The 21719-nt window shown below is 36.2% G+C and carries 20 protein-coding genes; 13 read left to right on the top strand and 7 right to left on the bottom strand.

The annotated features are described in order from the left end of the window. From IW15_RS19825 to fmt, 3 genes are all read left to right on the top strand, one after another. On the top strand, nucleotides 1-1290 hold a 1290-nt coding region (locus IW15_RS19825), incomplete at its 5' end, for an OmpA family protein (protein ID WP_034714937.1). Between the two features lie 77 nt (nucleotides 1291-1367). After that, nucleotides 1368-3269, top strand: coding sequence for a RecQ family ATP-dependent DNA helicase (locus IW15_RS19830; protein ID WP_034714938.1), 1902 nt, complete (start codon nucleotides 1368-1370; stop codon nucleotides 3267-3269). 229 nt (nucleotides 3270-3498) lie between these two features. Then, the gene (gene fmt / locus IW15_RS19835) at nucleotides 3499-4446 is read left to right on the top strand and encodes a methionyl-tRNA formyltransferase (RefSeq protein WP_034714939.1); all 948 of its coding nucleotides are present in this window, start codon (nucleotides 3499-3501) and stop codon (nucleotides 4444-4446) included. Nucleotides 4447-4549: 103 nt separating this feature from the next. Here fmt and ribB read toward each other — a convergent pair whose 3' ends face one another. After that, nucleotides 4550-5671, bottom strand: a complete 1122-nt coding sequence (ribB, locus tag IW15_RS19840) for a 3,4-dihydroxy-2-butanone-4-phosphate synthase (protein WP_034714940.1) — start codon at nucleotides 5669-5671, stop codon at nucleotides 4550-4552. A 68-nt stretch (nucleotides 5672-5739) separates the two neighbouring features. Beyond that, nucleotides 5740-6744 carry an LLM class flavin-dependent oxidoreductase gene (locus tag IW15_RS19845; RefSeq protein ID WP_084681503.1) on the bottom strand — a complete coding sequence of 335 codons (1005 nt, stop codon included), beginning with the start codon at nucleotides 6742-6744 and terminating at the stop codon, nucleotides 5740-5742. A 195-nt stretch (nucleotides 6745-6939) separates the two neighbouring features. Between IW15_RS19845 and IW15_RS19850 the strand changes: the two genes are divergently transcribed. From IW15_RS19850 to IW15_RS19860, 3 genes are read left to right on the top strand one after another with little or no spacing between them, the layout of a single operon-like run. Further along, nucleotides 6940-7377: a hypothetical protein gene (locus IW15_RS19850; protein WP_034714943.1), complete on the top strand. Its 438-nt coding sequence runs from the start codon at nucleotides 6940-6942 to the stop codon at nucleotides 7375-7377. 24 nt (nucleotides 7378-7401) lie between these two features. Then, entirely contained in the window at nucleotides 7402-7851 is a 450-nt protein-coding gene (locus IW15_RS19855; RefSeq protein WP_185097432.1) for a hypothetical protein, read from the top strand. Further along, nucleotides 7852-8298, top strand: a complete 447-nt coding sequence (locus IW15_RS19860) for a hypothetical protein (RefSeq protein WP_131368601.1) — start codon at nucleotides 7852-7854, stop codon at nucleotides 8296-8298. Nucleotides 8299-8305: 7 nt separating this feature from the next. Here the strand turns inward: IW15_RS19860 and IW15_RS19865 are convergent, their stop codons facing one another. Next, complete coding sequence (locus IW15_RS19865) at nucleotides 8306-10426, bottom strand: helix-turn-helix domain-containing protein (protein ID WP_034714948.1); 2121 nt, start codon at nucleotides 10424-10426, stop codon at nucleotides 8306-8308. Between the two features lie 83 nt (nucleotides 10427-10509). Between IW15_RS19865 and IW15_RS19870 the strand changes: the two genes are divergently transcribed. Further along, a complete protein-coding gene (locus IW15_RS19870; protein ID WP_034715220.1) occupies nucleotides 10510-10962 on the top strand; it encodes a hypothetical protein in 453 nt (150 codons plus the stop codon). Nucleotides 10963-11066: 104 nt separating this feature from the next. Here the strand turns inward: IW15_RS19870 and IW15_RS19875 are convergent, their stop codons facing one another. Next, the gene (locus IW15_RS19875; RefSeq protein ID WP_034714950.1) at nucleotides 11067-11582 is read right to left on the bottom strand and encodes a gamma carbonic anhydrase family protein; all 516 of its coding nucleotides are present in this window, start codon (nucleotides 11580-11582) and stop codon (nucleotides 11067-11069) included. Between the two features lie 221 nt (nucleotides 11583-11803). On the opposite strand from IW15_RS19875, the gene IW15_RS19880 reads away from it, so the two are divergent. The 5 genes from IW15_RS19880 (at nucleotide 11804) to IW15_RS19900 (ending at nucleotide 14974) form a co-directional block, all read left to right on the top strand. Beyond that, complete coding sequence (locus tag IW15_RS19880; protein WP_034714952.1) at nucleotides 11804-12682, top strand: NifU family protein; 879 nt, start codon at nucleotides 11804-11806, stop codon at nucleotides 12680-12682. A 10-nt stretch (nucleotides 12683-12692) separates the two neighbouring features. Continuing rightward, nucleotides 12693-13220 carry an NADPH-dependent FMN reductase gene (locus tag IW15_RS19885; RefSeq protein ID WP_034714954.1) on the top strand — a complete coding sequence of 176 codons (528 nt, stop codon included), beginning with the start codon at nucleotides 12693-12695 and terminating at the stop codon, nucleotides 13218-13220. Between the two features lie 16 nt (nucleotides 13221-13236). Beyond that, nucleotides 13237-14265, top strand: coding sequence for a ferrochelatase (gene hemH / locus IW15_RS19890; RefSeq protein WP_034714956.1), 1029 nt, complete (start codon nucleotides 13237-13239; stop codon nucleotides 14263-14265). A gap of 215 nt (nucleotides 14266-14480) precedes the next feature. Continuing rightward, nucleotides 14481-14711 carry a hypothetical protein gene (locus tag IW15_RS19895; protein ID WP_034714958.1) on the top strand — a complete coding sequence of 77 codons (231 nt, stop codon included), beginning with the start codon at nucleotides 14481-14483 and terminating at the stop codon, nucleotides 14709-14711. After that, nucleotides 14711-14974: a hypothetical protein gene (locus IW15_RS19900; protein WP_034714959.1), complete on the top strand. Its 264-nt coding sequence runs from the start codon at nucleotides 14711-14713 to the stop codon at nucleotides 14972-14974. The genes IW15_RS19895 and IW15_RS19900 overlap by 1 nt, the downstream gene beginning before the upstream one ends. Nucleotides 14975-15083: 109 nt before the next feature. Here IW15_RS19900 and IW15_RS22205 read toward each other — a convergent pair whose 3' ends face one another. Together IW15_RS22205 and IW15_RS19910 are read right to left on the bottom strand one after the other, a co-directional pair. Continuing rightward, complete coding sequence (locus tag IW15_RS22205) at nucleotides 15084-17039, bottom strand: M4 family metallopeptidase (RefSeq protein ID WP_051882240.1); 1956 nt, start codon at nucleotides 17037-17039, stop codon at nucleotides 15084-15086. A 235-nt stretch (nucleotides 17040-17274) separates the two neighbouring features. Further along, nucleotides 17275-18489: a type IX secretion system plug protein gene (locus tag IW15_RS19910; protein ID WP_034714961.1), complete on the bottom strand. Its 1215-nt coding sequence runs from the start codon at nucleotides 18487-18489 to the stop codon at nucleotides 17275-17277. 71 nt (nucleotides 18490-18560) lie between these two features. On the opposite strand from IW15_RS19910, the gene IW15_RS19915 reads away from it, so the two are divergent. Beyond that, on the top strand, nucleotides 18561-19196 hold the full coding sequence (locus IW15_RS19915; RefSeq protein WP_034714963.1) for an MBL fold metallo-hydrolase: 636 nt from the start codon (nucleotides 18561-18563) through the stop codon (nucleotides 19194-19196). 76 nt (nucleotides 19197-19272) lie between these two features. On the opposite strand, the gene IW15_RS19920 is transcribed toward IW15_RS19915, so the two are convergent. Next, a complete protein-coding gene (locus IW15_RS19920; RefSeq protein ID WP_034715224.1) occupies nucleotides 19273-21714 on the bottom strand; it encodes a TonB-dependent receptor in 2442 nt (813 codons plus the stop codon). Between the last annotated feature and the right edge of the window lie 5 nt (nucleotides 21715-21719).

Genomic DNA, 21719 nt, shown 5'->3' on the forward strand with positions numbered 1-21719 from the left:
AAGAGATTCAACGACTGGTCTATTTCAGCAGGTGCTGGAGTACCACTTATGCAGTCAGCAGATTTAACGTCTATAAAGAATGGTAATGGGAAAAACCTTTTTGGATATTCTGCCTATGTAAGTATCGATAAGGCCATTACTCATGCTTTTGGTTTGAAATTACAATATGACAGAGGTGAAACCAGACAAGGTTGGTTTAACACAAAAGATGCTGCTCCCGATGCAACAGCAGTAGGGGCAAGAACTCAATACGATGCACTCTCTTTATTAGGAGATATCAACTTCTCTAATCTTTTGAGAAGAGTTGATAACCACTCTCCTTTCAGATGGGCGTTGCACGGATATGCAGGGATTGGTACTATTGCTTACAGAGCTTACCAAAAAGATGCAACCGGTCAAAGAATGGTTACTGAAATCAAACCTTTCCAATTAGGCTCTATGTTCGCACAAGCGGGTGCAGGTTTGAAATTTAAAGTAAACAGAAGAATCGATATCGAAGGTAGATTGATGTACGTGGTAACTGGTGATGATGAATTCGATGGAGGTGGTGACAAATATAGTGCAATCAACCAACGTGAAGAGCAGGTATCTGATAACTTCTTTAACGCTACTTTAGGGGTTACTTTAAAATTAGGAAAACACGAATCTCACTTAATGTGGCATGATCCGCTTCAGGAAATCTATTACAAACTGGATGTTTTGGCTAACAAAAATCAAGATATTGAAGTTTGTAAAAAAGGTGATGCTGATAACGACGGAGTATGCGACGATTGGGACAGACAACTTGATACTCCTGCCGGTGCAAGAGTTGACGGTGCAGGTGTTGCCCTTGACACGGATCTTGATGGCGTAATTGACCTTTACGATAAATGTGTAACCGTTCCTGGACCTGTTGAAAACAACGGTTGTCCTACAACTCCTACAGGACCTGTAGTAGAAACGGAAACTAAATTAGAAGGGATTGAGTTTGATTTAAATTCTGATAGAATTTTACCATCAAATACTCCAATTCTAAACAACGCAGTAAACTATATCAATTCTTCAACTGGTTCTTACAGTGTAATTGGAGCAACAGATACAAGAGGTACTGATGCTTACAACCAAAAGCTTTCTGAAAGAAGAGCGAATAACGTTAAGAATTACTTAATCAAAAACGGAGTTCAGTCTACTAAGATTAACGCTTTAGGAAAAGGTGAAAAAGACCTTAAATACCCTGAATGTGAACCTGCTACTAAATGTCCTGAATGGAAAAACAGAGCAAACAGAAGAGTTTACTTCGAAGCTAAATAATAAACTTTTAGTAAATTATATAAAAGTCACGCTATGCGTGACTTTTTTTGTTGTAATACTTTCCTTATTTTTACCTCATGATTTCTCAGCAAGATTTTCAAAAATTAAAATATGATACCCTAAAATATTTTTGGGGATATGATGATTTTAGGGATTCTCAGGAAGAAATTATCAATGCTGTTATCAACGAAAAAGACGGTTTGATTCTCTTACCTACCGGTGCCGGAAAATCACTCTGCTACCAGCTTCCAGCTCTACTGAAAGAAGGAACATGTCTTGTTATTTCTCCATTGCTTGCCCTGATGAAAGATCAGGTCAATCAACTTAAATCCCGCGGGATAGAAGCCGAATATTTATCTTCTGAACTGGATGAATATGATGCAGAAACCATTTACAGCCGCTGTAAGGAAGGACTAACAAAACTTTTATATGTTTCTCCTGAAAGATTAACAAACAATCAATTCCTTCAAAATATTCAGGAAATACAATTGTCATTTATTGCCGTAGATGAAGCACACTGTATTTCAGAATGGGGGCAGGATTTCCGTCCAAGCTATCAGAATATAAAAAATTTCAGAACAAATATCCCTGAAATTCCTTGTCTGGCGTTAACGGCAACTGCTACTCCAAAAGTATTGGAGGAAATTAAAACCAAACTGGAACTTAAAAACCCTAAGGTCTTTCAAAAAAGTTTTAAACGAGAGAATATTAAAATTTTCACGGAAGAAGTTTCTGATAAATTCCAGCGTATTTTTGACATTTTAAAACATACCAATGATTCAGGAATCGTTTATGTACGTACAAGAAAAGAAGCTGAACTGCTAACTGAGTATTTACATAAAAACCAACTGAAAAATGTTGATTATTTTCATGCAGGATTAACGACAAAAGAGAAAAATGCCAGACAAACGATCTGGAGCAACAGTGAAACTAATGTATTGATTTCTACCAATGCTTTTGGGATGGGAATTGATAAGGATAATGTTCGTTTTGTAATCCATTATTCTCCGGCTCCTTCCATTGAAAATTATTATCAGGAAATCGGAAGAGCGGGAAGAGATGGAAAAGACAGTTTTGCGTTTATGCTTTGGAATAAGCAGGAACTTTTAAATTTCGATCAGATCTTAAAAAATCAGATTCCTAATAAAGCAGAATTTCTGAAAATTGTCAGTTACCTCTACTCTATTTTCCAGGTGGCAGAATTCGAATTACCTGAAAAAGTATTCCAGCTGAATACAGTCGGAATCCAAAACTTTACAAAGTTATCCAGAGCTAAAATTAATAATGTACTGAACTTCCTGCACAACCAGGAAATCATTTATTTTAACGACAACAAAAGCCTGTCTTCTTTACAGCTTTTAATGCAGGCTGATGAGATTGATCAGCTGCCTCAAAAAGACGCCTATTTCATAGAGCTTATGCTTCGTACCATTTCCGGTATTACTACCCATAAAGTAATGTTCAGTGAACAACAGGCCAGTAATAAATTAGGAATCAGTATCGACCTGATTAAAGAACGTCTAAAGGAATTGCAGAAGAAAAATTATCTGGAATATGTGGATGGTGCTTTATCAAGTATAAAATTCTTAAAACCCAGAGACGAAAGAGCTGTTAACGCTGCCTACTGGAAGTTGTTTGAACACATTCAGCGAAATAAGATCCAGAAGTGGGAGGAAATGAAGTTTTATGTAGAGAACAAAGATTACTGCAAAATGAAATTAATTCTTTCTTATTTCGGAGAGAAGAATTCTAAAAACTGTGGCCAGTGTTCTGTTTGTGAGAAAAATAAACAATCGATTTTTGGAAAAAATATTTCTTTGCAGATCATTAATTTATTATCCAAAAGAGCCTCAACGATTGAAGAACTGTCTGTTCAGCTGAGCTACCATTCCAAGGAGAACATTTTAGAAAATCTAATTTTTTTGTTGGATTCCGGAAAGGTAAGAATGGTGAATTTCAGAACGTATGCACTGGCGTAGGTGTTTTCTTTAGTGTTTAGTGTTTAGTGTTTAGTGTTTAGTGTTTAGTGTTTAGTGTTTAGTGTTTAGTGTGAAAATACTTAACCAAATTCTAAAAAGTATCAACTGCCAACCAAAAATTACCAGCCAAATACTAAAAACCAACAACTATCAATCATCAACCAACCACCCTCCATCAATATCTTCAATTTTTATTTTTCAATAATCAAAAGACTCCTATCTTTGCAGTATGAAATCATTGAAAGTCGTTTTCCTAGGTACTCCAGAGTTTGCAAAGACTTCACTGGAAGCCATCCATCAATCAAATCATGAAGTTGTAGGTGTAGTAACCGTTGCTGATAAAGCCAGCGGACGCGGACAAAAAATCAATCAATCTCCGGTAAAAGTATATGCAGCAGAACATAATATTCCGGTTTTTCAACCTGAAAAATTAAGAAATCCAGAATTTTTGGAATCACTCCGAGCATTAGATGCTGATGTTTTTGTAGTCGTTGCTTTCAGAATGATGCCTAAAGTTCTTTTTGAAATGCCTAGAATGGGTACTTTCAACCTTCACGCTTCTCTCCTGCCCGATTACAGAGGTGCTGCCCCTATTAATTATGCCGTGATCAACGGGGAAGAAAAAACAGGAGCCACTACATTTTTCATTAATGAAAAAATAGATGAAGGAAATATTCTTCTGCAGGAAGAAATCAATATTCTGCCTGATGAAAATGCAGGAAGTCTTCATGACCGGCTTATGGAAATGGGTTCTAAGCTGGTGGTAAAAACGTTGGACGGATTAGTAGAAAATGCTATTGAAGAAAGACCGCAGCCTCACGTAGAACACCCGAAAAACGCCTATAAAATCTTTAAAGAAGATACCAAAATAAATTGGGATGCTCCTTCAAAAACGGTTCATCAGTTTATCTTAGGAATGTCGCCTTATCCTGCAGCATTTACCACATTAAAAATTGGAGATGAGGAAAAAGGATTGAAAATATATGCCGGAAAATTTGAAATTGCAAACCACGGAAAACCTGCCGGTACCTTAGAAATTTCCAAAAACAGCTTTAAGATCTATACTCAGGATGGATTTTATGAGCCTTTGGAATTGCAGCTGGAAGGAAAGAAAAGAATGAATATTAAAGATTTTCTGAATGGATTCAGAAATTTCGACGAAATAAAAATGGCTTGATAAATCAAGCCATTTTTATTTCGTCGAAAGCCATATTCAATAATAAGTTAACAACACTGTAAATAATCAGTAAAATTGAATATTCAAATAGCAAACATGTATTTTATAATTGAACCAGCTCAGTTACCTCAACATCATATCCTCCTACCTGAGGTTTAACATCAGGATTCTGAGTAATTACTTTGAATTTATTAATTCCCAGATTTTTCAGAATCTGTGTTCCGATACCGTAATCTCTGTAATTGTATGCTAACGTTGGACGTTTTTCCTGACCATCCTGATAATCCAGAAACTGCTGTAATTTCTTTAATGTATTCTCAGAATTGGAAACATTATTGATGAAAATAATGACACCCTTCCCTTCTTCATTAATCATATTGGTCACTTTCTCCAATAGTGGCTTTTCACCATTGTTAAGTCTTGTCAATACATCAAAATAAGAATCTGAAGACTGAACTCTCACTAAAACAGGTTCATCCACGGTCCATGATCCTTTTGCCAATGCAAAGTGAATCTGTTCGTTGGAAGTTTCTCTGAAAGCATAAAAATCAAATTCTCCGTAATGGGTTTTAACTTTTCTTTCTTCCAGTCTGTCGATAAGATTTCCTTTTTTAAGCTGATAATGGATCAAATCTTCAATAGAAACGATCTTCATATCATGTTTCTGAGCAAATGCATAAAGATCAGGCAAACGGGACATGGTACCATCTTCATTCATGATTTCGCAAATCACCCCTCCTTCTTTCAATCCTGCTAAATTCGTAAGATCAATTGCAGCTTCAGTATGACCGGCTCTTTTCAAAACACCTCCTTTTTTTGCACGAAGCGGGAAAATGTGTCCAGGTCTCATGAAATCGGTAGGCTTTGAACGTTCGTCCATCAATGCCAAAATCGTTTTTGCTCTGTCACCTGCAGAAATACCTGTAGAAGTTCCATTTCCAAGAAGGTCAACGGATACGGTAAATGCAGTTTCTTTAGGATCGCTGCTTCTGCTTACCATGATATCCAAACCTAGCTCGTCACATCTTTTTTCCGGAAGCGGCATACAGATTAAGCCTCTTCCATGAACGGCCATAAAATTTATAAGCTCAGGAGTTGTAAGTTCCGCAGCACAAAGAAAATCACCTTCGTTTTCTCTGTTCTCATCATCTACTACTATGATTATTTTACCATTTTTAAGGTCTTCAATAGCCTCTGGAATAGTATTTAATTTAATATCAGACATTTTTACTTTTTGATTTTTGCAAAGATACTCATAATAATAAGCATCTGCCAATTAATATAAACGGTTTATTAAGCTTTGAATAAGGAGTCTGCTGCCTTTCTGAATATATCGTAAGACTCAAGTCTTTTCTGATGGTCATAAATATGGGAGTTGATCATTAATTCATCAACATTGAATTTTTCCTGAAAATTTTTCAGCTTTTCTTCTATTTCTGATTGATCTCCTATGAAACTGTATCGTAGCTTCTGCAATACCATAGATTTTTCCATGGGCGACCAGATATCGTCCATATCATCAACCGGTGGTGCAAAAGGCTTTCTGTCGTTCCTTACAATATTGATAAACGCCTGGAATAATGTTGTTGAAAGCTGATGAGCTTCTTCGGATGTTTCGGCGGCTATCCCATTAATACAGGCTAAAATATAAGGTTTATCCAGCTGTTTTGAAGGTTCAAAATGTTCCCGGTAGATCTTGAAAGCCATCTCCATCTGTTCAGGAGCAAAATGTCCCGCAAATGCATACGGAAGCCCTAATTCTGCAGCCAGCCATGCACTGTCGGTACTGGATCCTAAAATATAAATCGGAATATCCAATCCTTCGCCGGGAATGGCACGCACCAATGCATTAGAATTTTCTTTGGAAAAATATTTTTGCAGTTCCAGGATCTGTCTTGGAAACTGTTCATTAATGATTGCTGGGTTTCGGCCTAATGCCTGAGCGGTTAAACCGTCTGTTCCCGGCGCTCTTCCCACTCCCAGATCAATTCTTCCAGGGAAAAGAGATTCCAATGTTCCAAACTGTTCGGCAATGATCAGTGAACTGTGATTGGGCAGCATGATACCACCTGATCCCACTTTAATTTTTTTTGTTCCATTGGCTATAAAACCGATTAACACAGACGTGGCAGAACTTGCAATACTTTCCATATTGTGGTGTTCGGCAAGCCAGAATCTTTTATATTCCAAATTTTCAGTATGGTTTGCTAAAGACAAACTGTCCTGAAACGTATCATGAATGCTTTTTCCCTGCTTTACGGGAGCAAGGTCTAACACAGAAATTTCAAAATTTTTCATAATCTTTACATTGTTGGTCTAAAACCAAACAAATGTAAAACATATAAACTGCATTAGTTACTTTTTGTAATTGATATGTTTAATGGCTGTAGTGAGAGAAAAACTATTGAGAATTATTTAGTTTTCTTTATTTTTTTTGTAATAAAAAAATAGTTTATTTACACATTTAAATAAAAACTAAAATTTAAACTAGAAATGAAAAAATTTTATCTGTTAATGATCACATTCATTTTAACCAGCTGTTCTTTTAATCAAACTTTTTCTAATAGAGAATCGGATAAAGAGGACGCTGAAAAGATTTCGAAAAAATTTTATTGGGAACTGCGATATGGAACCGATCATGATAAAATTTATAAATTATTTAGTGATAAGTTTTTTGAAGTGACCAACAGAGAAACACTTGATAAAATGATTACCGTTTCAGAAAATGAAATCGGGCCGATTACAGAATGTAATCTGGTGAAATGGGAAACCTTAGTTGTAAAGGGAAGTAATTCAAAAAGTGAATACGACCTTACCTATGACATTAAAAGAAGCAATGGTAAAACAGAGGAAACTTTTTCAATGCATGAAGAAAATGGAACAATTAAAATTGTGGGATATAGGATTAACCAGGATATGTTAAATAAATAAACCCAACAATTAATACTCGTGACTATGAAATCTAAAATAATGTATCTCGAAAATAAATCAAATGGCCACAATGGATTGGCTTGGATTGGTTTTGTTGAGTTTTCAAAATCAGGCCAAACAGTTTATTTTGATAATAAAGCTTTGAAAAAGCTTAAAATATCAGGAATCAGCGGGAATTATTTTGATATAGAAACAGGAGAAGAATATTGGGTTTCTGGTATTAAAAAAAATGGACAGGACCGCCACCCTTTAGGCAGTGGAAAAATAATGCTCGACAAAAGTTCAATCGAAGAATATCTAAAATTGGTAGATTTTAAAACAATCAATGAACAAAAATATACAATAACCGAATTCAGCAAAACTGATAAAACACGTTTTGACATTAATGAAAATGCTGAAATTGAACTTAGAGACGAAAGTCGGCAGGCAACTTTCTATGATAATAATCGAAGAAAATTAATAAATAGTTATTAAATGAAAAAGTGTTATCCGATTATTATATCATTTCTAATGTCTTTCATTCTAGGTTGCAACCCATATAAAGAAGATAGTGCAACCTTGATGGAAACAAACAAATATATTGTTTATACTTCAAAAGAAAACATTAAAAGAGTGTTCCAAAAATGGTTAAAAAGTCAAAAATATAACACTTCAATTATTGAAGAGGATACAAATTTATATAATGAAATAGTAAAAAAAGAAAATAATAATCCTTGGAATATTTACAAAACTGCAGATAGCTTAAAACAAGGCCGAAGATTAAATTTTCATACAGCTTTTTTATTAGAAACAAATCAAGCCTTCATTTTTAATAAAGTTTCTCACAAATTAGAAAAATTAACTATCGAAAAATCCGATAGTGACAGAAAATTTAAAGTAAATGACACTATCATTTTACACGTAATAGATAAATTTTATTAATCTAAGTTCACTTTTGCTTCTTAAAATTATAATGATTAATCAGAATCCTGATTTCATTAAATTCAAACTCATTTGGTAACGCAGCTTTCCATTCTGACAAGGTTTCATGAGGGTTTTTATAGAATTCATTTTCAAAAGCCTTGATCTTATCTGTGGTGATTACTCTTGAAATATCCAATAATCCCTGCTCGGCAAATTTGGCCAAATGTCCAATGACCGTTTCTTTCACCAAACCTCTTTCAAAAGCGACTTCAGCAATCGTTTTTCCCTGCTCAAATAGTTGGAATGTAAGCACCTGAGAAGGTACTTTTGCAATAACCATGCTAACTTCCTTATCATTTTTCTCGTCCAGCAATCGGGTTTCCAGAAGGTAGATGTCTTTTAAACTGTTCAAATATTCTTCAATATCTTCCAGCCAGTCCCTTAATTCGTCATTATACTGCTTCAGTCCTTTAGCCCCTTTAATTTCAGCATAAAACTCTTTTAAAGGGTTAAAAATTTTATCCTTAACGGCCATAAAAAAGAAATTAACAGCTCCTTTTGACTTCGTTTCAATCTCCGTCCATTCTTCTTTTTCGATAATGAAATTACTGACTTTCTGAAACAGAATTTTCTCCAATTTTTCAAAAATTTTCCCAAGCTGGGTCGTTTCATGTTTTAACTGAAGATAAAGCTGGTTGCTTTTTGCATTGTCAATACTTTTTGTAGCCATAGAAAGTTTATTCCACTTTTCCACTTCATGTAAAAACCATCTTGAATCCAGTGTACGCAACACTTTTTTGATACTGTAATCATATTTTTCCTGGTTGAGGATAGCCTCTACATTATCATTGGCAAAAGTAGATCCCTGAAACTGCAAGATCCTGTTGTCTTTAAAAATAACTTCAGGAGTGATTTTGGATTTTAAAACAATTCCTTCCAGCGTACGGCATCTCGATAAAGCAACGTACACCTGACCTGCGGTAAAACTTTTCCCGGCATCAATAATCACTTTATCAAAAGTAAGTCCCTGACTTTTATGGATCGTCACGGCCCAGGCCAATTTGATTGGAAACTGTTCAAAGCTTCCCAATACTTCTTCTTTAATATTTTTATCGGTGTCCAGAAAATATTTTTTCTGTTCCCAAACTTCTCTTTTTACGGTAATTTCTTTTTCGCTTCCGTCCAGAACGACTCTAATCTCGCTTTCATCCAGACCAACAATTTCACCCAGTTTTCCGTTGAAATATCTTTTTTCGGGAGAGATATCATTTCTGATAAACATAATCTGGGCTCCCACTTTCAATTCTAAAAACTGTTCATTCGGGAACTGATTTTCTTTAAACTCCCCAAAAAGCTTCGCTTCATAGGTAGAACCATCCACTTTGATCTCTTTCAGTTTTTCCTGATTGATCTCATCAGCCATTTTATTGTGTGAACACAGATAAACATATGAATCTTCCCCCGCATTAAAACCAGGATCATATCTCTCATTAAGATGTTCAAAATCAATATTGTCTACATCACCGTCACGGATGGCATTCAGAATAGCTAAAAAGCCTTCATCAGACTGTCTGTAGACTTTGGTCAGCTCAATCGTCAGCAAAGGAATATCTTTGATTGCAAGGCTGTCGAAGAAGAACGGAGACTGATAATACATTTTTAAAATATGCTCATCCCTTACCACCGGTGGCAGCTGATAAAGATCCCCGATGAACAACATCTGAACCCCGCCAAAACGCTGGGTGTTCCGTCTGATGAATCTCAGAGAAAAATCCATCATATCCAAAACATCTGCCCGAAGCATAGAAACCTCATCAATAATAAGAACTTCTACTTCCCGAAGCAGCTTAAGCTTATCTTTCCGGTATTTGAAATGAGGCATAAGATCGGCAATATTATTCCCGATGCTCTCATCGATCCGTTCTGTAGTCGGTAAAAAAGTTCGCAAAGGCAAACCAAACATGGAATGAATGGTAACGCCACCTGCATTGATGGCAGCAATTCCCGTAGGTGCTACCACGATATGTTTTTTCCTTGTCTTTTTTACAAAATCATTTAGGAAGGTTGTTTTACCCGTTCCCGCTTTCCCTGTAAGAAAAACACTTCGGTTGGTATGTTCTATTAAGTCAAAAAAATGATTGTTCATCGCTGCAAAATTACGTAAATGAATTTGATTTTTCTATCTTGGCATACGTTTTGAAAATTATTGACCAGAAAAAAAGATTTATTGTGAAAAACTTATTCATAAAAATACCTCTGTTAGTATTATGTACTAGCTTAACCGTTATTTCGTGTAAAACCCAAACTCCTGCGACAGAAAATTTACCCAAAGACATTTCTGAAAGACCTGCCGATGAAAGCAGCCAGAAATATGATCAGGCGCAGCTGGATAAATTAAAGGCAACGATAAACAGTGAAATTTCCAAGGAAAAATGTACGGGCAACACCGACGAATGGGCATCTGCACCTATGGGATCAAAAGCCTGCGGCGGACCAAAGTCTTATATCGCCTATCCTAAAAAATTAGAAGCTTCCATCTTACCTAAAATTGAAGATTACAATAACAAAGAAAAAGATTTCAATACCAAATTTGGAATCACTTCAGACTGTACTTTAGTTGGAGAACCCGCAGGAATACGATGTGTCAATGGAAAAGCGGAAGTAATTTACCCTGCACAGTAACATATGATATCCCTTTTCAATCCATTGGATTGATCATTAATGATTTAATTAAAAAGCTTCATCTTTCGGATGAAGCTTTTATTTTTATAATGTTCTAAATTCTGTTATTCTTTATACCAAGAAGAATATTTCACATAATTATCTGCTATTCTATTCACTTCTCCTTCCAACAGCTGGGCAGAGATATCTTTAATTTTTCTGGCAGGAACGCCACCCCAAACTTCTCCGGATTTAATATGAGTTCCCTGCGTTACGACGGAACCCGCTCCTACAATAGAATTTTCCTCTACCAGGCAGTCATCCATAACGATAGAGCCCATCCCGATCAATACATTATCCTGAATGGTACATCCATGCACAATCGCGTTATGCCCGATCGAAACATTATTCCCGATTTTCAGAGGAAATCTTTCATAGGTACAGTGCAGCATCACATTATCCTGAACATTCACCTTATCACCCATGGTAATATAGTTTACATCTCCTCTTATCACTGCATTATACCAAACGCTGCAATTTTTTCCCATCGTAACATCACCAATGATAATTGCTGTTTCCGCTAAAAATGTATTCTCACCAATCTGTGGTGTTTTTCCTAAAAGTTCTTTTACAAGCGCCATATTTTTAATTTGATAAATTAAATTGTGTTAATCTGAAAATACGCTAATTTGATTATTATCATTGCTGCTTTCAATGCCGGTCAGCTTTTATGCGTGACATTCCCTGTCTTCCTTTAGCCTTCTCATTTTTTCTAAATCGCAGTGATAGCAAAAATCTAACTTCCAATCGCTAGCTTCTAACTTCTAATTGCGTATTTTTGTATCTCAAATTTAACGAAAAAATGCGTACGATACTTATAGAACCAACTGAAAACCCAAAAGTGATGAAATTTGTTGTTGATTACAACTTGATTCCCGGATCTTTAGAATTGGACAGAAGTTCAGATATTTCAGAAATTCCTCTTGCACAGGAGCTTTTCAATTATCCTTTTGTAGAAAGAATTTTCATCACAGCCAATTTTGTAGCAATTGCAAAGCAAGATACTATTGAATGGGAACATGTAGTGGAAAGCCTTAAAAATGTTATTGAAGATGAATTGCTTGCCAATCCGAGAATCTATCTTCAAAAGAAGAAAGAAATGTATCAGATTTATGCTGAAATGACTCCCAATCCTAATGTGATGAAGTTTGTTTCCAGCCAATTGCTGATTGATGGATTTGTTGAAGTAAAATCTAGAGACGAAGCAGAAGGTGTTCCTTTGGCTCAGATTATTTTTAAGGAGTTTGATTTCACTAAAGAAGTTTTTATCTCTGATAATTTCGTGGCGGTAACCAGAGATCATTCTGTAGAATGGCACCAGGTAATGATGGCTGTACGCGGACTGATCGCTGAATATTTACAAAATGGAGGCGAAATTTCCAATGTTGAAGCTCAGAGACATGAAAATCCGGTTGAAAAAATTATCAACAGAGAGTATACAAACGACGAACAGAAGATTTCTGATATATTGAATGAATATGTGGCTCCTGCTGTAGAAAATGATGGTGGAAAGATTTCTTTAATGGAATATGACGAAGCCAGCAAAACAGCAAAAATGCTTTTACAGGGCGCATGTTCAGGTTGTCCAAGTTCTACCGCTACCTTAAAAAACGGAATCGAAAGTATTTTAAAACAATTCGTTCCTGATTTGGTAGAAAGAGTAGAAGCTGTCAACGGATAATCACAACCAAATGGGTAATAGAAAAAAAATTGTAGTCATTATAGGCAGTGCTTCAAAAAACTCCAGTAATATGAAGTTAATTGAGCAAGCTATTGCATCAGACAATGGCACTGATTTTCAAATTTATGATGATCTTTCTATGCTACCCCATTTTGATACTTCGTTAACAGATTCTAATACACCTGCAGAAATACTTAAGATCAGAGACGATATTAATCATTCGGCAGGCGTTATATTTTCTACTCCGGAATATATTTTCAGTATTCCCAGCAGGTTGAAAAACCTATTGGAATGGTGTGTTTCCACCACCATTTTTTCTGAAAAGCCGACAGCTGTCATTACGGCATCAGCAAATGGAGAAAAGGGACATGAAGAATTAGTATTGATTCTGAAAACCCTGGGTGCAGCATTAGAAAATAACAATCAGTTGATCATACAAGGCATAAAGGGAAAAGTCAACAATGATGGCATTATTGAAGACAGTACTTTAGCCAAAGTATCAAAATTTATAGTTGATTTCGAAAACTCTATTTCATAATTAAAAATTAAAAATATTGGCTAAAAAAGGAATTTTACTGGTAAATCTCGGTTCTCCAAGATCTACGGAAGTAAAGGATGTAAAGGAATATCTTGATGAATTTTTAATGGACGAAAAGGTAATTGATTACCGATGGATTTTTCGTGCATTATTAGTACAGGGAATTATTTTAAATACAAGACCTCCAAAATCCGCTGCTGCCTACAGAACAGTATGGACAGATGAAGGTTCTCCCCTGATCGTCATTACAGAAAAAATTCAGAAAAAACTTCAGAAAATTGTTGACGTTCCTGTAGAAATAGGAATGAGATACGCGCAGCCAAGTATTGAAGCCGGAATTCAAAAACTTGTTGATAAAGGAGTTACTGAAATTGTTCTTTTCCCATTGTATCCGCAATACGCTATGAGTACTACGGAAACAGTGATTGATAAGGCAGAGGAAGTAAGAAAGAAAAAATTCCCGACAGTAAAGATCAATTATATACAGCCTTTTTATAACAGAGAGATCTACACCGACTGTTTGGCGGATAGCATCAGGGAAAAACTTCCTGAAAACTTTGACGCGTTACAATTCTCCTATCATGGCGTACCGGAAAGACATATTTATAAAACGGATCCTACAAAAACCTGCAATTTAAACGACTGCTGTTCAAGAGATGAAAATCCGAGCCACCAGTTCTGCTACAGACATCAATGTTTTAAAACAACAGAGACTGTAATTTCTAAATTGGGTCTGCCGAAAGAAAAAGTAATTGTGTCCTTCCAGTCAAGATTAGGAAAAGACAAGTGGATGGAACCTTATACCGACGAAACGTTAGAAACGATTCCTAAAAAAGGCATCAAGAACTTAGCGATTGTTTGCCCGGCTTTTGTTTCAGACTGTCTGGAAACCCTGGAAGAGATTTCTGTGGAAGGTAAAGAGCAGTTTCAGCATGCGGGTGGAGAAAATTTCCATTATATCCCTTGTCTGAATGATGAAGACCGATGGATTGAAGTGGTAAAAACACTATGTGAAGAAAAGCTTAATGAGTTTTATCTGGTTTGATACAAATTCGCGATATACATACAAGGCACTTGGTTTTTAACTAAGTGCTTTTTTTATTCAAAAACACAACTACCCCCACAAAAATCTCATACTTTAATTTATTTTTTTTTAAATAATTTAAATACACCCCTATAATTTTAATATTAAAATTACAAATTATATATTTTTTCATACCTTTACCCCATCAAAAACATTATTAACTTTAAAAAATAATAATGATGCATACTACAGCCGACTTATTAAAGCGGAAGATTGAAAATCTTACCCCCGAATTACTGAAAACCGTTGCAACAATGGTAGAAAATCTCGAAATGGAAAACAGCCTGTCTATTCCACAGTTTCAAATGGATGAAGTTTTGTACCGCATTCAGTTTCATGATGACTACCCTAAAACAAAACTTGATTTTTACGAAAATATTTCCGAGCTGAAAAAGAGCATCGCCTGATGAAAGTACTCCTCTCTTCTATCGCCAAAAATGACATCAAACTGCTGATGAGGGTATTCAATGCGGAAAGGGAAAATAAAGGGATTGAATTTCTTGATGATCTAAAGGAATCCATCACTAAAATCCAGGAACATTCCCAAACCCGGCTGATAATAGAAAAACAGATTACCGTTAATAAGATGCAGAATTTCCCTGTTCATATTCATTATATTTTTGAAAATGAAGACAGCTTGCTGGTGACTGCAATTTTTAAAGAAGATTGAATTGTTAAGAAAATTATTAAGATTAATAACCCATAAAAAATCCGGGAAATTTAATTTCCCGGATTAGTACTACACCTATGTAAGATGAGTCAATATTAAAATTTGTTTCTTATTTCTTAAGTAAGTTTCCAGCATTTTGTCCATTCACCATTACTATATACACTCCTGGAAGCATATTGGATGGAAGATTTACCTCTAATTTGTTTACCCCATCTGTTATTTTAAATCTTTCTGAAATCTCTCTTTTTCCTGTTAAACCAATCAATTCAACAAGTCCGTTCCCTTCTTTTCCTTCAAAACCTACTGTGAATTTGTCGGTTGCCGGGTTTGGACTGATCGTATAAAGTGATACATTAGCTACCGCCGCAGATTTTCCCGCCGCAGAAGTACCTCCGCCAACTCCAACTGCGTTCCAGGCATTAGTCGTCTGTGTTACTTCATTACTGCCTGCTCCGTATAAATCGGCTGCAGCCTGAAGCGAATAGGTTCTGGCATTAGCATAGGTAGAGGAAGAAGTAAGATATGTGGTCAATGTTCTATAAGCAATTGCCCCAGCCTTATCCAGTCCAATTCCTGAAACGTTATAAGCGAAGCCCTTATCATTAGTTCCGGTTCCGCCGGTTACTAATAAATAATACCAGAAATTCAGAACTCCTGAATTGGTATGAACACCACAATAGTCATTCTGCTGGTTAGGTGATGCACATCCTGAGGTAGTTGTAGTCTTCCAGTAAGTTCCCATATAGGTATCCGGCTGGCTATACGCATTAGGATTAGACATATCCCTGATAACATAATTAAAATCTTCTCCTAATTTCCAGCTCGCTTTAGTCGGTCTTGCCCAGAATTCTATACTGTTTCCAAAAACATCAGAAAAGCCTTCATTCAATGCTCCGGACTCTCGTTGATAAGCAAGGTTTGCTGTTTTAGAAGTCATACCATGGGTAATTTCGTGGCCGCAAACATCAAGAGCCGTTAATGGTTTTCCGCCATTGGTTGAAGCGCTTCCATCTCCATAAGTCATTCTCGTCCCATCCCAGAATGCATTGAAATAATTGGTTGAGTAATGCACATAGGATTTGATCGCAAAATGATTGTTATCGATACTATTTCTATTGAATTTTGTTTTAAGATAATCTACGGTTTTTTCTGCTCCCCAATGCGCATCAGTAGCATATTGGTCCAGGCCTGTATTTACATTGTTCCATACATTATCCGTATCTGTAAAATCTACAGCAGATGCATAATTAGTACCTTTTTTCAGATTATATGTTTCTACAGATGTTCCACCATTACGTCCTGTTTCTCTTAATCTATAGCTGCCGTTATAAGAATCAGCTACGATGGCCTGGCTTCCACTATAAACGGTAGTTGCCGTTCCCGGAGCATTGGTATCATGAATTAAGGCATCCGTTCCAAGAATTTCACCGTTTTTAGCATCTACAAATACATACTGTCTGCTTAATGGTTTTTCCGCATAGATATCAAACTTATATGCCAGTTTTAATTCCCCTAATTTTTCTTCAGAAGGATCTGAATAGTATACCAATTCTCCTTTAGGAGCAAAAGTGGCGTTAGGGTTTTTAGAATCTTTTTTAATAAAATCTTCTTCGTCTTTATTCTGCCATTTATAGGAATCAGCTTTTACAAAAGATAAGGCACTTTGCAGCGCAATACTTTCAGAAATTCCGGCTTTCTTCTCTAAAGTGGGTACTTTCAGAAGCCACTTGCCGGTTTCACCTACAATTTTACCTCCTTTTGTCTGTACAGCCATCATCCCATATTCTACAGGGATATTATTGATCGTCTGTTGAAATCTGTGAGTTTCAAATCCCAGTTCATCTTTTTCGAAGCCCACCTTTACCCCTTGCCCCTGAGAAATCCTATTTGATTTTTCATCAAATAATACTGGGCTTCCCTGAAAGTCAGGACCGTTTTTGTCGAACCTGATCAGTTCCGCATGAAGTCCGTTTTTACCGGAGATTATTTTTGATGGTGTGGTGTCTTGCCCAAATAAAAAGGCAGAAGCAGCAATACTTACTGCAAAGATAAATTTCGTTTTCATAAAAATATATTGTTAATTGTGAAAAACTAATTTATAGCTTTTTCACAATAAAACAATACTAAAATTAAATAAAACATAACTTATAAACGAAATTACCATTTATAATTCAATAGATTTTTCAAAGCATTACGACTTAGATAAAACATTTTTATTCCTACAAGAATTATAGACTAATAATTTTTACATAATTCTCTTTTTTATGAAATATTTTTTTCAACATGCATTGCATAGTATTTTATTTGCCAATTGGGGTTCTAAATTCACCGTACCCCATAAGACCGTCATAACTTCTTCCGAAAGGAGCATAGTATAGAAATCCCTGATAAAGATTTTCCGTCTGCCAGAAATTACCGTTGATTTCCCCAAAATTCAAAGATCCATCAGCTCCTTTTGTTGCCAGAAGGTAGTTATAGAAACCTTGCTTCAGGAAAATCTTAGCTACATATCTTTTGTTGGCAGCGTCATATTGCATCTGATTTTCTTTACTCGGAGTAAAATTGTTAAAACCACCCAATACATAAATATCTTTATCCGCAGGATCAGATTCTAGTGAAAAATATACCCAAGAATAATCAGCTTCTCTTTCCGCATCTCTTTCACGGCCAATGTCATTCCTTCTGTAATACCAGGCTCCATTTACGTCCGGCTGGTATTGATAATTTAAAGGAAACGCCCAGACAGGATGCAGGTACGTCTGATTGACGCCATCTTTTAATTCAGTTGCCTGAACCATATCTGCTGCGACATTCATATTTTTATTATCGAAATAATAAAACTCATTATTTCCCGGAAACGTCAGACTCATCTGCTGAAAAAGCAGCTGAGTTCCCAGTGTAGCACTCGGTTTAAGATTACTGACTGTGATATTGGGATTGTTATTCTGCATCACCTTGAGACTCATAGAATTCACATTAGAGGAAAGGTCTCCGCCTTTGGAAACAGCCTGTACTTCTACTCTCTGATTGACATTTGGATTTTTTGCATCTGCAATTCTTGAAACTTTTAATCCTAAAGTTGCCATGTCTTCCACCAAATAAAATCTTCTTTTAAAAAGAGGTTTATCTGCGGAATCCTTATAAACGATCAGCTCATAGTTTCCTGAAATTTTCGGCTGTATCTTTTCGTTCGGAAAAGTAAGTTTATAATGGGTATAAGGCTGCAGGGTATTGAATGAATACTGAAACTGATCTAATAAATCATTTAAACTTCCATTGGCAAATTCTGTAAAGAAAAGATTGTCGTCATTCCAGTTTCTGTCGTAATGTTTCAATGTGTATCTGTAAACCTGGCTTGAATTCGTAAGGTCGTCAAAGCTTAAAACCAGTTTTTCATTAAATCTGATGACCGGAGTTTCGTCGTTGGTTTGGGGATTGAACAACTGGATGCTTTGGATGTTCTGCCCAAAAGCCAATCCGCTCAAAGAAAGTAAAAGTATTCGCAAAGTTTTCATTATGACGAAGATACCAAAAAATCGCCATTTTCTTAATAATATCGTATTTTTGATAAAAAAATATTAAACCTATGCTTCAGATACAAGGATTCGTATTCAATTTTGCGAGCGAAAATACATATGTAGTTTATAATGAAAATAAAAATGCCTGGTTAATCGATCCGGGGAATGCAAATGAACAGGAAACAAAGGCGATCGACAATTTTATTACAGAAAATGGGTTGAAAATCCAGAAAATTATTTTAACGCATGCTCATATCGATCATGTTTTGGGGCTGCAGTGGGCTTTTGACAAGTTTAAAGTTCCTGTGTATATGCATAAGGAGGATCAGGATGTTTTGGATATGCTTCAGGCCAGCGGAATGAGATTTGGAATGAACATCAATCCTGTAAAAGTAGATGTACACTACATCAATGAAGGAGAGGAGCTTGATCTGGACGGGGAAAAATTTAAGATTTATCATGTTCCAGGGCATTCTCCGGGAAGTGTGGTTTATCACAATGTAAATCAAAAATTCATGATCTCAGGTGATGTTCTTTTTGAAGGAAGCATCGGCAGAACGGATTTGTATAAAGGAAATCATGAACAGCTTATTAATGGAATCAAAACTAAGCTTTTCGTTTTAGAAGATGACACCCAGGTATTCTCCGGGCACGGAAATCCTACGACAATTGGATCTGAAAGGCAATACAATCCTTTTTTCTAAAGATTGTTTGATTTAAAATATACATAAAAACCGTCAGAAATTCTGACGGTTTCTCTATATTATAAAGAAATTATTCTTAGAAATCTAAAGTAATAGAACCTCTTACAGCAGCTCCCATAATTGGTCTTGCCATTCTGATATTGGATACAGAAGCATCCTGAGATCTTGGATCTCCTTCTGTGATTCCGATGGTGTTGAAAATATTGGTTCCGTCGATCGCAAAACGTATTTTGCCAAGCTGATAGGAAGTTCCTGCCCCGAATTCACTGAATGCAGGCAATACATAATCCTCCGTATTCGCTTCGTTCTGGAAACGTTTTCCGTAATAATTATAGCTTACATACGCTCGCCATTGTTTTGTAATATTTACTGAAGGCGCAATGTTGAAATAAAACTTAGGAATTCTTCTTACCGTATTTCCGTCATAATCGAATATGGTTCCGTCAGCATTTTTCCCTGTAAAGTTTTTATATTTCGGATTCTGGAAGGTTCCGTTAAATCCAACTTCCAGCAGATTGTTAAATAATCTGGCATATCCTTCTACTTCTACCCCAAGGTTACTGGTGTTGGCAAATTTATTTTCTGAAGTACCATCAGAGAACACATCGGTAAAGGAAAGGTTTTTAAGCGTAGAATAAAAAGGAATCACCCCGATATCGAAAGTACGCGAATAATATTTATATCCAACTTCCAGCTGATTGGTCGTTACCGTTTTCAAAGGTCCATCCTGAGTTGACGTGAAATAATTGTAATATGCTTCTTCGTTTGGAGATCTGAAACCGTGAGAAAAACGTGCATAGACTGCATTTTCATTATTGATTTTATAATTGGATGCCAGCGTATAGGATACTTTATCTACGTTATAGCTCCAGTAGCTGTATTTATTTCCCAGCACAGACATATTATCGTCTGCTGTAGTCGTTAAGAAACTGTGCGTTCCGTCAGTCGTTAATCCGGAATTATTTAAATTGGCTGTCGTTGTATTGACTGAATATCCTTTATAAAAATCACGGCTGTAACGGATTCCCCCATTGAAGCTCAGGTCGTCTGTAATTTTATAATCAAGATTTAAGTAAAGATCATTTAAGCTTCCCTGTGTTTGTGAGTCTCTAAGGAGAAAAGACATATCGGTAACTCCATTATACGTTTTGGAGTATCCTGTAGAATTCGGAGTTAGAGAAGTATCTACCAAGTTCAGAAGCTGAGGTTTATCTGATACGGTAGTCAGAATATTACTCCAGTTCCAGTACTGATTGGATTTCCAGTTGGATTTATAAAAACCTGCTGTAACATTTCCTTTGTCAAATTTGTAGCTGAACTGAAGGTCATTGACGAAATTGTTCATTTTCTTATCAATAGCCCAATATCCTAGTTCCTGAACATACTGAGGATTAATAGCAGCACCATTAGATACCAGAGAATATTGATAATTATTTCCGGCGATTCCGTTGCTATTGGCAAATGCTGCAGCTGTTTTAGGAGCTCCTGCCGGGAATATTCCCGTATACGCCATATTGATATCCGTATATCTCGTTTTGTTTAAAACACTGAAATTATTCCCCAGGTCATATTTAAATTCAGCCCCAATCGCGTCTACTTTCGGATGAATTCCATCTTCTAAATTTCTTTTGAAGAATCCGCCACCCGGCTGCGGAATGTTAAGCTGGCTGATGGTTCTGTAGCTGTATGTTCCGTAATTGGCATTGAAACCGGGGAATTCTTTTAAGTCATTGGTCAAAGGAATCGGAAGATAGAATGTATTTCTGTCGTCCAGCTTTTTGTAATAGATTTTAGCATAGCCTTTATCAAATACATACTTTAAATTCATTCTGATCTGGCCTCCGTTATTGGCTTTAAAACCTGTTTTTCTGATTCCGTCATCCGTTCTGTAAAAACCTCCGACATTAAAGAACAGTTTATCTTTCACCAAAGCTCCCCCTACATTCAGGTCGGTACGCATTAATCCGTATGTACTGGTTTCAAGTTTAGCAGTTCCTTTAAAATCATTCGTACCCTCCTTAGTAATAAAGTTAATCAATCCTCCGGGAGAGTTATTGGCATAAATAGAACCTGAACCTCCTCTTAAAGCTTCCAGCCTGCTCACACTGTTATCGACACGGAAAAAGTTATCGGCATTGGCAAATTGCAATGCACCGTCTTCAAAAACAGGAAGACCATCCTCCTGTACCTGTACAAATTCATAGGCTCCTGCGGAAGGAATCCCTCTTGCAAAAAGGTTATTTCCAACCTCTCCTCCTGAAGTTTCTACGGCAAATCCTGGTACACGCTGCAACAAAGCAGCAGCACTGATAGGATTCTGCTTCTGAATTTCTTTTGCGGTGAAAGTAGAAATCGCCGTACTGGATTCAATTTTCTTTTTCGGCCCCGAGTTCCCGGTGATAACAATCTGATCAATAGAAGATGTTTTTATCGAATCTTGTGGAGTTTCCTGCGCATACACATTATTGAAATACAGTGTGGCAGTGGCTGCGAGTAAAAAAATCGATTTTTTTTTCATAGTCA

The sequence above is a fragment of the Chryseobacterium soli genome (genome assembly GCF_000737705.1).
Taxonomy (GTDB): Bacteria; Bacteroidota; Bacteroidia; order Flavobacteriales; family Weeksellaceae; genus Chryseobacterium; species Chryseobacterium soli.

What these genes read in the sequence shown, in the direction of transcription:
- IW15_RS19830 (WP_034714938.1), top strand. Translation starts at nt 1,368, where the DNA reads ATGATTTCTCAGCAAGATTTTCAAAAATTAAAATATGATACCCTAAAA.
- fmt (WP_034714939.1), top strand. Translation starts at nt 3,499, where the DNA reads ATGAAATCATTGAAAGTCGTTTTCCTAGGTACTCCAGAGTTTGCAAAG.
- ribB (WP_034714940.1), bottom strand. Translation starts at nt 5,671, where the DNA reads ATGTCTGATATTAAATTAAATACTATTCCAGAGGCTATTGAAGACCTT.
- IW15_RS19845 (WP_084681503.1), bottom strand. Translation starts at nt 6,744, where the DNA reads ATGAAAAATTTTGAAATTTCTGTGTTAGACCTTGCTCCCGTAAAGCAG.
- IW15_RS19850 (WP_034714943.1), top strand. Translation starts at nt 6,940, where the DNA reads ATGAAAAAATTTTATCTGTTAATGATCACATTCATTTTAACCAGCTGT.
- IW15_RS19855 (WP_185097432.1), top strand. Translation starts at nt 7,402, where the DNA reads ATGAAATCTAAAATAATGTATCTCGAAAATAAATCAAATGGCCACAAT.
- IW15_RS19860 (WP_131368601.1), top strand. Translation starts at nt 7,852, where the DNA reads ATGAAAAAGTGTTATCCGATTATTATATCATTTCTAATGTCTTTCATT.
- IW15_RS19865 (WP_034714948.1), bottom strand. Translation starts at nt 10,426, where the DNA reads ATGAACAATCATTTTTTTGACTTAATAGAACATACCAACCGAAGTGTT.
- IW15_RS19875 (WP_034714950.1), bottom strand. Translation starts at nt 11,582, where the DNA reads ATGGCGCTTGTAAAAGAACTTTTAGGAAAAACACCACAGATTGGTGAG.
- IW15_RS19880 (WP_034714952.1), top strand. Translation starts at nt 11,804, where the DNA reads ATGCGTACGATACTTATAGAACCAACTGAAAACCCAAAAGTGATGAAA.
- IW15_RS19885 (WP_034714954.1), top strand. Translation starts at nt 12,693, where the DNA reads ATGGGTAATAGAAAAAAAATTGTAGTCATTATAGGCAGTGCTTCAAAA.
- IW15_RS19895 (WP_034714958.1), top strand. Translation starts at nt 14,481, where the DNA reads ATGATGCATACTACAGCCGACTTATTAAAGCGGAAGATTGAAAATCTT.
- IW15_RS19900 (WP_034714959.1), top strand. Translation starts at nt 14,711, where the DNA reads ATGAAAGTACTCCTCTCTTCTATCGCCAAAAATGACATCAAACTGCTG.
- IW15_RS22205 (WP_051882240.1), bottom strand. Translation starts at nt 17,039, where the DNA reads ATGAAAACGAAATTTATCTTTGCAGTAAGTATTGCTGCTTCTGCCTTT.
- IW15_RS19910 (WP_034714961.1), bottom strand. Translation starts at nt 18,489, where the DNA reads ATGAAAACTTTGCGAATACTTTTACTTTCTTTGAGCGGATTGGCTTTT.
- IW15_RS19915 (WP_034714963.1), top strand. Translation starts at nt 18,561, where the DNA reads ATGCTTCAGATACAAGGATTCGTATTCAATTTTGCGAGCGAAAATACA.
- IW15_RS19920 (WP_034715224.1), bottom strand. Translation starts at nt 21,714, where the DNA reads ATGAAAAAAAAATCGATTTTTTTACTCGCAGCCACTGCCACACTGTAT.